The organism is Vreelandella lionensis, assembly GCF_044543515.1.
GTDB lineage: Bacteria > Pseudomonadota > Gammaproteobacteria > Pseudomonadales > Halomonadaceae > Vreelandella > Vreelandella lionensis.
The window spans coordinates 163,141-177,250 of sequence record NZ_JBITWC010000004.1 but is presented as its reverse complement, the minus strand read 5'-3'; the positions used below and the strand labels follow the sequence as shown (position 1 = coordinate 177,250).

At 57.6% G+C, this 14,110-nt stretch carries 14 protein-coding genes; 8 read left to right on the top strand and 6 right to left on the bottom strand.

The window, feature by feature from the left end; translation table 11 throughout:
• Nucleotides 1-448: 448 nt before the first annotated feature.
• Nucleotides 449-2,047 carry an isocitrate lyase gene (locus tag ACIGG6_RS03960; protein ID WP_083026592.1) on the top strand — a complete coding sequence of 533 codons (1,599 nt, stop codon included), beginning with the start codon at nt 449-451 and terminating at the stop codon, nt 2,045-2,047.
• A 273-nt stretch (nt 2,048-2,320) separates the two neighbouring features.
• On the top strand, nt 2,321-2,788 hold the full coding sequence (locus ACIGG6_RS03955; protein ID WP_083026594.1) for an outer membrane lipoprotein: 468 nt from the start codon (nt 2,321-2,323) through the stop codon (nt 2,786-2,788).
• Nucleotides 2,789-2,921: 133 nt separating this feature from the next.
• On the opposite strand, the gene ACIGG6_RS03950 is transcribed toward ACIGG6_RS03955, so the two are convergent.
• The gene (locus ACIGG6_RS03950) at nt 2,922-3,203 is read right to left on the bottom strand and encodes a hypothetical protein (protein ID WP_062373619.1); all 282 of its coding nucleotides are present in this window, start codon (nt 3,201-3,203) and stop codon (nt 2,922-2,924) included.
• Nucleotides 3,204-3,380: 177 nt separating this feature from the next.
• Between ACIGG6_RS03950 and ACIGG6_RS03945 the strand changes: the two genes are divergently transcribed.
• Nucleotides 3,381-3,863, top strand: a complete 483-nt coding sequence (locus ACIGG6_RS03945) for an FKBP-type peptidyl-prolyl cis-trans isomerase (RefSeq protein ID WP_253502419.1) — start codon at nt 3,381-3,383, stop codon at nt 3,861-3,863.
• Between the two features lie 46 nt (nt 3,864-3,909).
• On the opposite strand, the gene nikR is transcribed toward ACIGG6_RS03945, so the two are convergent.
• Nucleotides 3,910-4,332 (bottom strand): nickel-responsive transcriptional regulator NikR, encoded by a 423-nt coding sequence (gene nikR / locus ACIGG6_RS03940; RefSeq protein WP_044627811.1) that lies wholly within the window; start codon nt 4,330-4,332, stop codon nt 3,910-3,912.
• A 106-nt stretch (nt 4,333-4,438) separates the two neighbouring features.
• Between nikR and ACIGG6_RS03935 the strand changes: the two genes are divergently transcribed.
• From ACIGG6_RS03935 to ACIGG6_RS03915, 5 genes are read left to right on the top strand one after another with little or no spacing between them, the layout of a single operon-like run.
• Complete coding sequence (locus ACIGG6_RS03935) at nt 4,439-6,022, top strand: ABC transporter substrate-binding protein (RefSeq protein WP_399842430.1); 1,584 nt, start codon at nt 4,439-4,441, stop codon at nt 6,020-6,022.
• Complete coding sequence (locus ACIGG6_RS03930) at nt 6,013-6,999, top strand: ABC transporter permease (RefSeq protein WP_399842427.1); 987 nt, start codon at nt 6,013-6,015, stop codon at nt 6,997-6,999. The genes ACIGG6_RS03935 and ACIGG6_RS03930 overlap by 10 nt, the downstream gene beginning before the upstream one ends.
• Nucleotides 6,992-7,789: an ABC transporter permease gene (locus ACIGG6_RS03925; protein WP_273424340.1), complete on the top strand. Its 798-nt coding sequence runs from the start codon at nt 6,992-6,994 to the stop codon at nt 7,787-7,789. Before ACIGG6_RS03930 ends, ACIGG6_RS03925 begins: the two co-directional genes overlap by 8 nt.
• A gap of 29 nt (nt 7,790-7,818) precedes the next feature.
• Entirely contained in the window at nt 7,819-8,637 is an 819-nt protein-coding gene (locus ACIGG6_RS03920) for an ATP-binding cassette domain-containing protein (RefSeq protein WP_253502411.1), read from the top strand.
• Nucleotides 8,630-9,265, top strand: coding sequence for an ABC transporter ATP-binding protein (locus tag ACIGG6_RS03915; protein ID WP_399842423.1), 636 nt, complete (start codon nt 8,630-8,632; stop codon nt 9,263-9,265). Before ACIGG6_RS03920 ends, ACIGG6_RS03915 begins: the two co-directional genes overlap by 8 nt.
• Here the strand turns inward: ACIGG6_RS03915 and ACIGG6_RS03910 are convergent.
• The 4 genes from ACIGG6_RS03910 to ACIGG6_RS03895 form a co-directional block, all read right to left on the bottom strand.
• A complete protein-coding gene (locus tag ACIGG6_RS03910; protein ID WP_399842420.1) occupies nt 9,230-10,420 on the bottom strand; it encodes an MFS transporter in 1,191 nt (396 codons plus the stop codon). The two genes, ACIGG6_RS03915 and ACIGG6_RS03910, sit on opposite strands and share 36 nt — an antisense overlap.
• 37 nt (nt 10,421-10,457) lie before the next feature.
• Entirely contained in the window at nt 10,458-11,093 is a 636-nt protein-coding gene (locus ACIGG6_RS03905) for a C40 family peptidase (protein WP_399842418.1), read from the bottom strand.
• A gap of 105 nt (nt 11,094-11,198) precedes the next feature.
• A complete protein-coding gene (locus tag ACIGG6_RS03900) occupies nt 11,199-13,664 on the bottom strand; it encodes a YbeU/YbeR family protein (RefSeq protein ID WP_399842415.1) in 2,466 nt (821 codons plus the stop codon).
• 181 nt (nt 13,665-13,845) lie between these two features.
• Complete coding sequence (locus ACIGG6_RS03895; RefSeq protein WP_253505936.1) at nt 13,846-14,088, bottom strand: GlsB/YeaQ/YmgE family stress response membrane protein; 243 nt, start codon at nt 14,086-14,088, stop codon at nt 13,846-13,848.
• Between the last annotated feature and the right edge of the window lie 22 nt (nt 14,089-14,110).

Below are 14,110 nucleotides of genomic sequence, written 5' to 3'. Positions count from 1 at the left end.
GACTAAAATGCATAAAAATCCGGTATCAGAGAATCACTGATACCGGAATATCGCATTGTCAGCTCATTGGTGAAACTCTTAACTGACTGGCATTACACCCTGTGTGGCGCTTTTTTTATGCCAATGTTTATTCCTATGACGAAAAACGACTACACAAACAGGGCGTTTGGCGTAGTCGCTGTCGTCGGACTACAACGCCGTGTGCCCCCAAGTGACAATTGTTGATTATCCTCGCCTAGTTGATAGTTATTGCACTGCAGCGTTAGTGAGCACCTCTTCGGAGACATTGACGCTGTGTGAAGCGAAGCGCCAAGCCGCGACGTTTTACTTAGAGACGATTGGCGTAGAGACAGCGCCGCGAAATTGAACAATGCTGGAATCTATCTCGCAAGTGCAGCATAAGAATAAGCTAACATGCGAACGACGATAACCCCGGAGGAATCAGCTCATGTCAGGACTGCTCGACGATATCAAAGCCATGGCCCAACTGCGCGAAGCTCAAGGCGGCAAGTGGTCAGCGATCAAACCTGAATACGCCGCCCGCATGCGTGCTCAGAACCGTTTCCACACCGGCTTGGACATTGCCCGCTACACGGCCAAGATTATGCGTGACGACATGGCCGCCTACGATGCCGACACCTCACAGTACACGCAATCTCTGGGCTGCTGGCACGGCTTTATCGGCCAACAGAAGCTGATCTCTATTAAAAAGCACTTCGGCACCACCAAGCGCCGTTACCTCTACCTTTCCGGCTGGATGGTGGCCGCACTGCGCTCCGAGTTCGGCCCGCTGCCCGACCAGTCCATGCATGAGAAAACCTCGGTCGCGCACCTGATCGAAGAGCTCTATACCTTCTTGAAGCAAGCGGATGCCTGGGAGCTTAACCACCTGTTCCGCGCCTTGGATGACGCTAAAGCCGCAGGTGATAGCGCTAAAGAGCAAGAGCTGACCAGTAAAATCGACAACTACGAAACCCACATCGTGCCGATTATTGCCGACATCGACGCTGGCTTTGGTAACGCTGAAGCCACCTACCTGCTGGCCAAAAAATTCATTCAAGCAGGTGCTTGCTGTATCCAGCTTGAAAACCAAGTATCGGATGAGAAGCAGTGTGGCCACCAGGACGGTAAAGTCACCGTTCCCCATGAAGACTTCCTCGCGAAAATCAACGCCGTGCGTTACGCCTTTCTAGAGCTAGGCGTAGAAGATGGCGTGATTGTAGCCCGCACCGACTCTCTGGGCGCTGGCCTGACCCAAAAGATCGCCGTCACCAACGAGCCGGGTGACCTGGGCGACCAGTACAACAGCTTCCTGGATGGCGATGTCATTGAGAACGCCGACGATATCAATAACGGCGACGTGGTGATCAAGCAAAACGGCAAGTTGGTGAAGCCCAAGCGCCTTGCTTCTGGGCTCTATCAGTTCAAACCCGGGACAGGCGAAGACCGCGTGATACTGGACTGTATCACCAGCCTGCAAAACGGTGCCGACCTACTATGGATCGAAACCGAGAAGCCCCATGTTGGCCAAATTGCCAGCATGGTAAACCGCATCCGCGAAGTAGTGCCGGATGCCAAGCTGGTGTACAACAACTCGCCTTCCTTCAACTGGACTTTGAACTTCCGCCAGCAGGTATTTGATGCCTGGGAGAAAGAAGGTAAGGATGTCTCGGCTTACCAGCGCGACAAGCTGATGAGCGTGGAATATGACAACACCGAACTTGGTCAATTGGCCGACGAGTGGACGCGTAACTTCCAGCGCGACAGCTCTCGCGAAGCAGGTATCTTCCACCACCTGATTACACTGCCCACGTACCACACCGCAGCGCTCTCTACCGACAACCTGGCTAAGGGCTACTTTGGCGACGAAGGTATGCTGGCCTATGTGGAAGGTGTGCAGCGTCAAGAGATCCGCCAAGGTATCGCCACTGTTAAGCACCAGGACATGGCAGGTTCTAACATCGGTGACGATCATAAAGAGTTCTTCCATGGCGACGCAGCGCTGAAAGCGGGCGGCAAAGACAACACCATGAATCAGTTCGGTTAATCAACCTTACTCGCAATACCTCCAGGAGGCTTCGGCCTCCTGTTTTTTTGCCTTCCGTTTAATACTTTGCGATTAACCCAAACGCGTGCAAAATTTTTGCACACTGCTTTCTTAATGCCTACCTACACTCTACTTTATGACCTTTTTTCTGGATGGCTGGTCAAAGCTGTACAATTCCGTTATCTTTTAACGAACGCTGTTCTAAAATAAATTGTACGCAACGCCTTGCGACCGATTCACGGCCATAGATGCTGATACCCACTGGAGGTTTTAATGAAACGTTTACTACCTGTTGCCGCGTTAAGCATTCTCACACTGGCTGGCTGCGCCAACACTGCCCCCTACTCTGGTGATGTATACCGTGGCAATCAAGCGCAAACGGGCCAGAGCGTCAGCTATGGCACTATCGTGGCTATTCGTCCGGTACAGATTCAGGCCGACAGCCGTACCGGAAACCTACTAGGCGGTGGCGGTGGTGCCATCATTGGCGGCCTGCTAGGTAGCCAAATCGGCGGCGGCTCAGGGCGTCAGCTCGCCACCGTAGCAGGGGCGCTAGGTGGCGCGGTGGCGGGTACCGCTACTGAAGATCGCGCTAACCGCGTGAATGCACTGGAAATGGAAATCCGTCGTGATGATGGTACCGATGTAGTGGTGGTGCAAAGTGCTGATCGTCAGTTCCAGGCAGGTCAGCGGGTTCGCCTAATTGGTAGTGGTGCTAATCTGAGCGTAGCGCCGTACTAAATCGCGGCCTACTAAGGTCTAGCTCGTTAAGTAAAAGCACTATCTATGCAGCTGACGCTATGACAGTTGCCAAACACACAGCCGCCCGGCCAAATTGGCCGGGCGGCTGTGTGTTTGGAGCAACAAATCGCGTTTAGTGAGCGACTTTACTGCTTGCCCAGTTGGCAAGTTTCATCACTACCAATGCAATCACCGCGAGCAAAATCGCCACCAGCAGCACATCTACAGGGCGAATCAAAGTTGTAGCACCCAATACGGCCAACGCAACCACCCACAAATAGCGGTTGTCGCCATGGCTTTTCAGCACGCTTGGCAGCATTTTATCTAGCCCCTGGCTAACGCCGCTTTCCCAACGCTTATTAGCAAAATAAGCAATCAGTACAAAGGCGATAACCCAAATTAAGAATATAGTCATAACAGGCTCCGGTGAGTGTTATTTTAAGAGAAAAATTAATTGCTGTAGGGTATCCCTGCACACCCCCCGGCGCAATAGCGCTAAAGGCGTGGAGGTGGAAAAAGCCCGCTTACCCCCTGACAAGCTGGCCCACACGCGTTACCATGTTGGGACATGCACTCACCGAAAGGTTATTCAATGCAAATTGCGCAAAACTCGGTTGTCGCGTTCCACTACACCCTGACCAACGATGCAGGTGAGGTGCTAGACAGTTCTGAAGGCCGCGAGCCGCTGACGTATCTCCACGGCGCTGGCAACATCATTCCGGGCCTGGAAAAAGAGCTTGAAGGTCGTGCTGCTGGGGACAAACTGAACGTTAAAGTTTCCCCTGAAGAGGGTTACGGCGAAGTTCAAGAGCAGCTGATGCAAGAAGTACCGCGTGATGCCTTCCAAGGTGTTGAAAGCATTGAGCCAGGTATGCAGTTCCAAGCGCAAACCCAAGGCGGCCCGCTCATGGTTACCGTCAAGAAAGTTGAAGGCGACACCGTTGTGGTTGATGGCAACCACCCGCTGGCGGGTCAGCACCTCAACTTTGACGTTGAAATTGCGACCGTACGCGAAGCAAGCCAGGAAGAAGCCGAGCACGGCCACGTTCACGGCGAAGGCGGCGTAGAGCACTAAGCTCTTGCATGCCACAAAGGGCGGCCAATGGGCCGCCCTTTTTATTTTAATGGCCGCTATGTGATGCTGACTCTTCTGGAATCAACACAAGCTGACCATAGCGCACGCTACGCGATGATGTCACCTCATCGGCAAACTGCTTCAGTGCACTCCCCTGCCCCTTTAAGAGTGCGACTTCCAAGCAGCTATCGTGATTGATATGCACATGCAGCGTTGAGAGCGTTAAATCGTGATGGTCATGAGAGTGACGAGTCAGGCGCTTAGAGAGATCTCGCGCCGCGTGGTCATACACATACACCAGCGCTCCCATACACGGCGCATTGGGTGCAACCTCCTCTTTCACCTGCTTTAACCCGTTGCGGGTCAAGTCACGAATGGCCTCTGAGCGATTTTGATAGCCGCGCAGCGCCATCAGCGCATCGACCTCGCTTAACAGCTCCTCATCCAGCGTTACCGTTACCCGCTGCATACTCTCTCCTTCGCCTATCCGGTGTAGTGCTCTGCCGCAACTTCCAGCGCCGATAGTATGATGTTATTGTAAAAACATCATACCAACAGCCGTGAACAGGTGTCCCATGCGTCGCACTATCATACTGGCTCTAGCAGCCACATGCGTAGCGCTAAGCGCGCCAGCGTTGGCCAAAGACCAGCTAGTGCTTGCCATTGGTGGTGAACCGGAGCAAGGGTTTGATCCGCTGTTGGGCTGGGGTCAGTACGGCAGCCCTCTATTTCAGTCTACGCTGCTTACCCGTGGTCAGGACTTAACCCCGCAATCAGGCCTAGCCACAGAATGGTCCCTTTCTGAAGATCGCCTTACCTGGACTCTCACCTTACGCACGGACGTGCGCTTTTCAGACAACACCCCGCTAACCGCAGAAGACGTTGCCTTTACGTTCACCGCCGCCGCCGAGGCAGGCGGTAGAGCGGATCTCAGCGCATTAGAGAGTGCCCGTGCGGTCGACGGCAACACCGTCGAATTCACCCTCAAAGCACCGCGCATCACTTTTATCGACCAGTTGATGACGCTGGGTATCGTGCCCAACGCCGAGCGAGAAAACGGCTATGGCGACGAGTATGGCAGGCAGCCGCTGGGTTCAGGCCCTTACCGGTTAGTGGAGTGGCAAGAGGGTGAGCAGCTGATTGTTGAGCGGAACCCCTACTTTTACGGCCCCGCGCCGGTCTTCGAGCGTCTGGTGTTTCTGTTTACCGATGAAGCCGCCACCCTAAGTGCAGCTCACGCAGGCCAGGTGGATCTCGCTGCGGTGCCACCAGCGCTGGCAGAGAACATCCCTGAGCAGATGCATCGGGTGATTATGAAGAGCGTCGATAACCGAGGCATTCTGTTCCCTATGCAGCCCGCCACGGGCGAAAAAGCTGACAACGGCGCGCCGATTGGTAATAACGTCACTGCCGACCTCGCCATTCGCCAGGCGGTCAATTTAGCCCTTGATCGTGAGACGCTGGTGGACGTTGCGCTAAACGGCTTTGGTCGCCCCGCTTTTGGCCCTGCTGATGGTCTTCCCTGGAGCCATAAGGATGAGAAGCTCCCGACGCCCAACCTTTCCCGCGCTAACGCCCTGCTAGATGAAGCAGGCTGGGTACGCAAAGAAGAGGATGGACTGCGCTATAAAAACGGCCAACCTGCACGCTTTCGTCTCACATACCCCACCAGCGACACCACCCGCCAACAGCTCGCCCAGGTGAGTGCCGAGATGGTGCGCCCGCTCGGCATCGAGATACAGCCCACCGGCCGCCACTGGGACGAGATCCAACGTGAGGCGCTTCACCAAGACGCCATCGTGTTTGGCTTTGGCAGCCAAAGTCCGCAGGAAGTGTACTACCTCTTCCATAGCGAGCATGCCGGGTTCGGTTTTTACAACAGTGGTTACTACGCCAACGAGGCGGTCGACCAACACCTGGATGCCGCCCAAGCGGCGGCTAACACCGAAGAAGCCAATCAGCATTGGCAAGCCGCCCAATGGGACGGCGATACCGGCTATGGGGTACAGGGAGACACCAGCTGGGCCTGGATGGTCAACCTTGCCCACGTGTATGCCACCAACCGCTGCCTCGACCTGGGCGAACTGGGCGTTGCCCCTCACGGCCACGGCTGGCCGGTCACCGCCAACTTGCTTGAGTGGCGCTGGACGTGCGATTAACGGTTTGGCTAGCGAGCCGCCTACTTCGGCTGTTGCTGGTACTGCTAAGTGTCGCAGCGGTCTCTTTTGGGCTGATGATGCTATCTCCCATCGACCCGGTGGATGCCTACCTTGGCCCGCAAATGGCCCAGGTCAGCCCTGAGCAGCGCACGCTGATTGCCGAACGCTGGGGGTTTAACGCCCCGGCCAGTGTGCAGTTTCACCACTGGCTGCAACAGTTGCTTAGCGGAGAGCTGGGCTGGAGCCATATCTACAACCAGCCGGTGAGTGACGTCATCAACCAGCGCTTCCAGCGCTCGTTTTTTCTGCTGTTGAGCGCTTGGCTGCTCTCGCTGATACTTGGCGTAGTACTCGGCATCGCCGCAGGAAGCAAAGAGGGCTCCCTGCTGGACCGCTTGATCAGCGGCTATGCTTATATCACTGCTTCGACGCCCACGTTTTGGCTCGCCATGCTGGCGCTGCTACTTTTCTCCGTCACCTTGGGCTGGACCCCCACCTGCTGCGCAGGACCCACGGGCGTGCTGAGCCAAGAGGTAACGCTGCTCACGCAGCTGCACCATCTCCTTTTACCTACTCTCACCCTCGCCCTGTTAGGCGTTGCCACCATCACGCTACATACCCGGGCCAAGATGGCGGCGTTTATGCGCTCGGATACGGCGCTGCACGCCTTTGCCCAAGGCGCCAGCCGTTTCGATATCGCCTGGCGCCACGGCTTGCGCCACGCCAGCCTGCCAGCGATCACTTTGGCGTTTGCCTCTCTCGGCGAGCTATTTGGCGGCTCCCTTCTGGTTGAACAAGTCTTTGCTTACCCTGGACTTGGGCAGGCGACCGTCGCCGCTGGCTTGCGAAGCGATGTGCCGCTACTGCTCGCCATAGCGCTATTTACCGCGCTATTTGTGAGTATTGGCAACCTCATCGCCGATGGCCTTTACCAGTGGGCCGACCCACGTATCGCACGGGACCGCACTAATGAATAGCCAGCCGCGCCTGGTCGCAGCAGGCTATGCAGGTGTGTTTGGCCTGCTGGTATTACTGTTGCTCAGCAGTTCTCTATGGCTGGGAGATAGCCCACTGCACATGCAGTTCGGGGCCCGCCTCATGCCTCCCAGCGCCGAGCACTGGCTGGGCACCGATGCCCTAGGGCGAGAGCTTTGGGCCCGCACGCTGGCGGGGCTTGCCTTGAGTTTTGGGGTAGGGCTGAGCGCGGCACTGTTGGGCACGCTGGTTGCTTTAAGCTTGGCGAGTCTCGCCATGCTCTCGCCCATACTGGATGCGCTGGTGAGCTTACTGATTGATACGCTGCTGAGCGTGCCACACCTGATTTTACTATTGCTGATCGCCTTTGCCCTGGGCGGCGGCACCCAGGCTGTCATTATCGCTGTTGCGTTGACCCACTGGCCAAGCCTTGCCCGCTTGCTCAGAGCCGAGCTACTCAGCTTGCGAAACGCCCCTTATGTGGCGATTTCGAAAGGGTTTGGCAAACGCCAAGGATTTATTGTTTGGCACCACTTGCTGCCCCATGTGCTGCCTCACTGCTTGGTCGGCGCACTGCTGCTGTTTCCCCACGCCATTTTGCATGAAGCAGCCCTGACCTTTTTAGGCGTTGGCTTAGACCCTACCCAGCCCGCCATCGGCGTATTACTGGCCGACGCCATGCGCTACCTTACCGGCGGCTACTGGTGGCTAGGGGTGTTTCCTGGGCTGGGTTTACTGCTGATGGTACTGGCGATTGAACGCTTCGCCTCGATGCTGCGCAAAGCGCTGTAAAGATCGCGATTTTTAACAAGGAGTTTGCCATGCTGACCATTGACCGGCTAACCCTGCAACTCCCCTACTACCCCCGCTGGTGGCGACGGGAGTGGACCACCTGTATCGAGTCGCTCTCGCTGCACCTTCAGCCGGGCGAAGTGCATGCTGTGGTGGGTGCGTCAGGCGCAGGTAAAAGCCTGCTGGCCTACGCCATTATGGGGCTACTGCCCCAAGCGGCACGGGTCGCAGGAGAGCTGCGCTTCCAGGGGGAGGACTTAACACCAGCGCGCCAGCGGCAGCTGAGGGGGCATCAGTTGGCGCTCATTCCTCAATCGTTGAATGCTCTTGACCCGCTCGCCCGCAGCCAGCATCAGGTACGCTGGGCGGCCCAACGGGCAGGATTTGGTCGCTCAGCCGCCCAGCAGCGCGCCGATGAGCTATTGAGCCGCTATCAGCTTAGCCACGCGTCTACCCACTACCCCCACGAGCTGTCAGGCGGCATGGCGCGGCGGGTGCTCATCGCTATGGCCCAGGTGGGCAACGCACGTCTGGTGATTGCCGATGAGCCCAGCGTAGGCCTTGACCCCAACCAACGCGACCGTGTGCTGGCAGCACTAAAAGCTATCGCCCTAGAGGGCAAAGCGGTGATGCTGATTACCCACGATCTGCGCCATGCCCTTACCATTGCCGACAGGGTTTCCGTGATTCGCCAGGGCCAAGCGCTGGAAACCGCACCTGCCCAGGCTTTCCAAGGCCAGGGCGAGCAGCTTATGAGTTGCTATGCGCGAACCTTGTGGCAGGCGCTACCGGAAAACGCGTTCAGCACGCAGCCCAGATTCGCGCGCCAGGAGCCAGCATTTGCTTGAAGCCCATCAACTATCGTTTCACTTTGCGTCAGGCTCGCCCCTGCTAACGAATATTTCCCTACGCCTTGCGCCCGGCGAGTGGTTAGGGCTCAGCGGTGACTCTGGAGCGGGAAAATCAACGCTTGGCAAGCTATTGGCAGGCCAGCTCACGCCCCACCACGGCAGCGTGACGATAGATGGCTCTCCGCTGCCTAAACGTGGACGACGCCCCGTGCAGCGGCTGCCGCAGTCGCCTGAATTGGCGGTGAACCCGCGCTGGCGGGTAGGAAAGATATTGAGGGAAGCGTGGACACCATCAGATACATTGATGGAGGCTTTTGGGATTGAGCCGCAATGGCTTAAGCGTTTTCCCAGCGCACTCTCCGGCGGCGAGCTACAGCGAGTGTGCGTGCTGCGCGCCCTCGCCCCCGGTGTCCGCTATGTGGTGGCCGATGAGATCTCCACCATGCTGGATCCGATCACTCAGCTGACGCTATGGCAGACGCTCAAAGCCCACGCTGAACGCCACCAGCTTGGCGTCATCGTGATTAGTCACGACACAGCACTACTCAACCGGCTGTGCCATCAACAGTGGCATCTGGCAGGTGGCAGCTTACGTGTTAGCAGCACGGCGCTCAAAGCGCCATAAGCCAACACCAATGGCCAACGTCACGCACAGCAGCAGCCACGAGCCGATAGCCACGCCCTGCCACTGGGACCAGCGCCAAAAAGGCTCTAGCCAAAATCCGCCAATGCTGGCACCGAGGTAGTAAAACACCAGATAGAGCGCCGAGGCGCTGCCCCGTGCCCCTTGGGCATATCGCCCCACCCAGCTAGAGGCCAATGAGTGCGCCATAAAGAAGCCGAAGGCGTTAATGGTTAAGCCTAGGATGATGAGCGCCAGCGAGTCCGCCAGAGTCACGGCGGTGCCTAACATGAGAATCACAATGCCCGCACTTATGCAGCTGGCGGGGGAAAAGCGACCCGCCAACTTACCCGACACTGTCGAGCCAAAGGTGCCGCCTAAGTAAGTGAGAAAGATCAGTCCCAGGCCGCTGGCCGCCAGTTGATACGGTGCATCCGCCAAACGGAAAGTAATATAGCTGTATTGATTAATAAAAATCAGGAAGTTAATGCCGCCCAAGCAGTAGGCGGCAAGCAGCACAGGGGAACGTAAATGACCGAGCAGGTCCCCCACCGCTTGGCGTAATTGAAAGCGCTTAGGCGCAAAGGCTTGGCTATTGGGCAATAGCCGCCAGAAGATGATGCAACCCACCACGGTCATGGCCCCCACCGCGAGGAACGCAGCGCTAGGCCCGCCTATTGCCGCCGCCCCGCCACCGACAATACGCCCGCTAATACCGCCTAACGAATTGGCCCCGATATAGAGTCCCACGGCGCTCAGCAAGGCAGTTTTATCGAACTCGTCGCCCATCCAGGCAATGGCCACGGCGGGTAAGCCGCCGAGCACGAAGCCTTGCAGCAAACGCAGAAACAATAAACTCTCGAAGGTAGGCGCAAAAGCTAAGGCAAGCGACAAACCACCCGCCAGGAGCAACGTGATGCGCATAATGCCTTCGCGGCCAATGGCATCGGAGAGCGGCCCAAACACCAGAAGCGCCAAGGCCAAAGAGAGCGTAGATACCGACATCAGCAGACTGACGCCTAAGGTGGAAACCCCGTAAGCCTCTTTCAGACCCGGCAATAGCGGTTGCGGCACATACAGGTTAATAAACACCAAAAACGACCCTAAACATAGGGCCGCCGTCGCGCGCCACCAGGCGCGCGTTTTTGCTTCAATCATGTCCTTTCCAATGTTGACCGACGCGCACGGCCGACACTTACGGCGTATAACGACTGCTGAGCTGGGCCAGATTGGTCGGCTCTAGGGCACGACGCGACTGCCAGTAGTAGCGCTGCCAATAGCTATTATCTAAACGTGAAATAATCACGCCCTTGGATGTGGACGCATGGAGGAAATAGCCATTGCCGACGTAAATGCCCACGTGATTGTAGCGTCCAGGGGGGCGGAAGAAGACCAGATCGCCCGCCTGCAGCTCTTGGCGGTCGATCGGGCGTCCCTCATGCACTTGATCATAGGTAGTACGGGGTAACTCAACGTCAAAGGTATCGCGGAAAACGTTTCTTACCAGGGCAGAGCAGTCGATCCCTCGATCCGTCGTCCCTCCAATCCGATAAGGCGTTCCGGCCCACCGCTGATGCTGCTCTAACAGCGCTTGGCGAACGACCGTTGGCGGGGGCGTCTGCAGGTTACGCAACTGCGCATTAATGGGGTCAACGGGCGACATTTGAGGAGTAGCACCCTCCATGCCCGGAAGCGACATCGAGAAATAATCCTCAGGGGCTTCCATGCCCTGACGTGAGGCGGAGCCTGCACAGCCAGCTAACAAAGCAACGACAACACAAACACTTACAACACGGACAGCGGTCACAGCGGGGTGTGGCGACGCAACCATGCGATTAACCTCGTGACAGAATGAAAAATGGAAAAGACCCAAGCATGAGAAAACTCATTTTTATAAACCCTGGACTATAAGCCAGTTGTCCTATGCTTGGCGAGTCTAATGTAGAATCCGTTGATCACCCGGCAGCGTATCAATATGCAGCGGCGCAAAATGGCGCGGCTTATTGCCCGGAAAATCAAGGCTTGCCCAGGGGCCGGCCAGCACCGGCGCGCCGCATAGCCACGCCACCAGCGCCTGCCGGAAGCCCGCTAAAAAGCTCTCCCGCTCGGGGGTTTCGCCCATAAAAAACGAGAAGCCTGCGTACATGCCACCCGCATACTCCTGCCAGCCGGAGTAGTGATCCGCCGCTAATTGGTAGGCGCGGTCGAGCACCTCAGCAAACGCCTGCTTGTCGAGCCAGCCTAGCTGCCGTGCCGCAATAGCGAGATCCACGAGCTGAGCAATGTCCCAGGCGGCCATGTCGACATCGTTACAGCCATCTTCGTTGGTACTGACACGGCGCAGGCGTAGCAGGTGGTGGCGCTCTTCTTCGCCGCAGCCGCCGGATTCCAAAATGTCGATTTCTGCTGCTAGGCGCTCAGGATTCAGCGTGTAGGGCGCGTAGTTGATCTGGTACTCCTGGCGGTCACCCGACTCTAGCATGAAGGTTAAAAACTCCTGCATATCGTCGGCGCTGGTGAGGTGGTAGTGGCTCTCTACCCATTCGCGAATATCGGCGCACTCACGAAGGCTTTCCAACTGCGGCTCGCTCCACACCGCACTGTTCAGCGGCCCCACCAACGACATCGCCGTAAAATGGCTCAGCGTGGGCCGTTCGCCAGGCTCACACCAGGCATCTGGCCGCCAATCCAGCCAATGGAACAAGCTGCCAGGGTCTTCCAGGTGCCAAGCAATTTCATTGATCAGCGAGTCATGTTCCGGCTCCGGCAGGCAGCTCTCCCAGGCAAACCAGGCTTCTAGCAGGCGCTTGGGCGTGGCATAAAAACGGCATAGGCAGCTCCGTAGGGCGCTGGCGTGCTGCATCAGTGGCTCACGCTCGAATAGGCCGCTATCGAGGGCCATGTGCAGGTAGAACGCAAACTTCTCGGCCATGTGAATCGTGGCGGCGTGGCGGCTCACCCCTTTCACCGCATTGCGCTGTTTTAGCTCATCAGGGGTCGGTTGGCCAAAGCGCGTTTGCGACGGAGGCAGCACGCCGTGAACGGCATCCGCCGCTAGTTGGTTGAGGTGGTGGGCCTGGGCGGGTAGCCAATAGCGCGCCAGCACTTGATGGCCTTCATCTGCATGCAGGCCAAGTGAATCCTGTAGGTAGACGGCGGCATCAGCGCGGCGCTGCTCGGCAATCGGGGCCGAGGGATTGAGCTGACGCAGCATGACATCCGGCTCGCGTACGCCAGCCAGGGCGAGCAGCCAATGGTGCGGCGTGTTGCGCCACGCTTTGATACGCGTACGCGAGGCTTGGCGAGTCGGCTCGTCCAATAATGCACCCAGCGAGTGCTTCCAGGGGCTATGGGCAGCATGCATTAACAGCTTGTGGCGGGCGCTGGGTGTCATCCCCCGGCGATCAACGCCCTCGAACAGGCTTTGCCCGCGCATGTAGGCTTTCAGTACTGCGTGCCAGTCGTGGTAACGACGACCCACGAGGTCAGCCGCATGGGCCGCTAGGTCGTCCGCTTCCGCCTGGCTTAGCCAGCCGCAGCAAGCACCAGCCCAGGCGAGCTCCACTAGCCGCAGCCAGTCCCAGGCGGCCCACTCCAACGGCTCGCCCTGATTGACGAACGCAGTGAGCACGGGCGCGTAGGGAGCATCGTTCACCGCACCCCGCTGCCACTCTTGGCGCTGGGCGCGATCCATGGTCAGCAGCTCGCGGGCTTCAATATCCCAGCGCTGGCGCTCACCCTGGGCGCTTAGCCATAGCATCACTTCTAATAGTTGCTCGCGGTCATACACTTGCCAGATGTGCCCTAACCACTCGCTGGCATCGGGCCAGTCGGCGGCGCTAGCCGGGTAGCTCACCACTGGGCGAAACAGCGCGCCCAACCGCCAAGGCTGAGCTTCTGGGGCTTGCGGCCATAGCGAAGCCGGTGCAGGGCGTTGCGCTAGCTCAGTATCCAGAGCTTGCCATGTGATACCTTCACCTTCACTCTCTAGATCTGCCAGTGCTTGGCAGGCGTCGATAAAACGGTCATCTGCGCCAGTTTCCCAACCTTTGGCCCCCAGCGCACGACGTAGATCCGACAGCCACGCTCGCTGATCGCTGTAGTCAGAAGTGATGCGCCGTGTTAAGTGGTGTGCCCAGTTCGTCGCCTGAGCCTGGCTTAGCCAACCCGCCGCCCCGGCGAGTGCTGCCCACTCCAGCGCGCCCAACAGCTGATCGGCGCTGCCTGATGGTGCGCCGAGTGCAAAAAACAGCTGGTCTGCCAACGCGCCACGATCTGTAATACCCAGTTCTAGCAGGCGTTGCTCCGCCGCGACCGCATCCACCGCCAGTGGGTGCGGTGTAAAAGCCCAATCACACAGCACCAGCTGTTGAGCCCACCAGGCATTTAGTGCGTCGACCAAAAGACACCTCGAAGAAACAGAAAGCGATCAATAAAAGCCATAACCAACCAGAGCAGACCAACGAGGCCGCCAAAAGCGGCATAGTGTAACGGAATCTGCGGCTAAGACCGATAGCAGCCGCACAAAACAGCGCTGCCCGGCACAAAGGCCGGGCAGCGATTACCGCAAAGAGCAGCGTGCGCTAAGCGCTTTTGACTTTACTAATGACCCATAGCAAGACCACCGCCCCCACGGTTGCCGTGACCAGCGAGCCGATAAAGCCACCCGCCTGTAAACCCAGCAAACTAAATAAGAAGCCCCCGACGAGCGCACCAACCACACCCACGCCGATGTTGCCTAAAATACCAAAACCACCGCCACGCATGATGTTGCCAGCAATCCAGCCAGCTAAACCACCAATAATTAACCATGCTATAAAGCTCATACAACCTCCTTGGTTTCACTCA

Bases quoted from the DNA above. Each gene is read 5' to 3' on its own strand.
- ACIGG6_RS03960 (WP_083026592.1), top strand. From the start codon at position 449: ATGTCAGGACTGCTCGACGATATCAAAGCCATGGCCCAACTGCGCGAA.
- ACIGG6_RS03955 (WP_083026594.1), top strand. From the start codon at position 2,321: ATGAAACGTTTACTACCTGTTGCCGCGTTAAGCATTCTCACACTGGCT.
- ACIGG6_RS03950 (WP_062373619.1), bottom strand. From the start codon at position 3,203: ATGACTATATTCTTAATTTGGGTTATCGCCTTTGTACTGATTGCTTAT.
- ACIGG6_RS03945 (WP_253502419.1), top strand. From the start codon at position 3,381: ATGCAAATTGCGCAAAACTCGGTTGTCGCGTTCCACTACACCCTGACC.
- nikR (WP_044627811.1), bottom strand. From the start codon at position 4,332: ATGCAGCGGGTAACGGTAACGCTGGATGAGGAGCTGTTAAGCGAGGTC.
- ACIGG6_RS03935 (WP_399842430.1), top strand. From the start codon at position 4,439: ATGCGTCGCACTATCATACTGGCTCTAGCAGCCACATGCGTAGCGCTA.
- ACIGG6_RS03925 (WP_273424340.1), top strand. From the start codon at position 6,992: ATGAATAGCCAGCCGCGCCTGGTCGCAGCAGGCTATGCAGGTGTGTTT.
- ACIGG6_RS03920 (WP_253502411.1), top strand. From the start codon at position 7,819: ATGCTGACCATTGACCGGCTAACCCTGCAACTCCCCTACTACCCCCGC.
- ACIGG6_RS03910 (WP_399842420.1), bottom strand. From the start codon at position 10,420: ATGATTGAAGCAAAAACGCGCGCCTGGTGGCGCGCGACGGCGGCCCTA.
- ACIGG6_RS03905 (WP_399842418.1), bottom strand. From the start codon at position 11,093: ATGGTTGCGTCGCCACACCCCGCTGTGACCGCTGTCCGTGTTGTAAGT.
- ACIGG6_RS03895 (WP_253505936.1), bottom strand. From the start codon at position 14,088: ATGAGCTTTATAGCATGGTTAATTATTGGTGGTTTAGCTGGCTGGATT.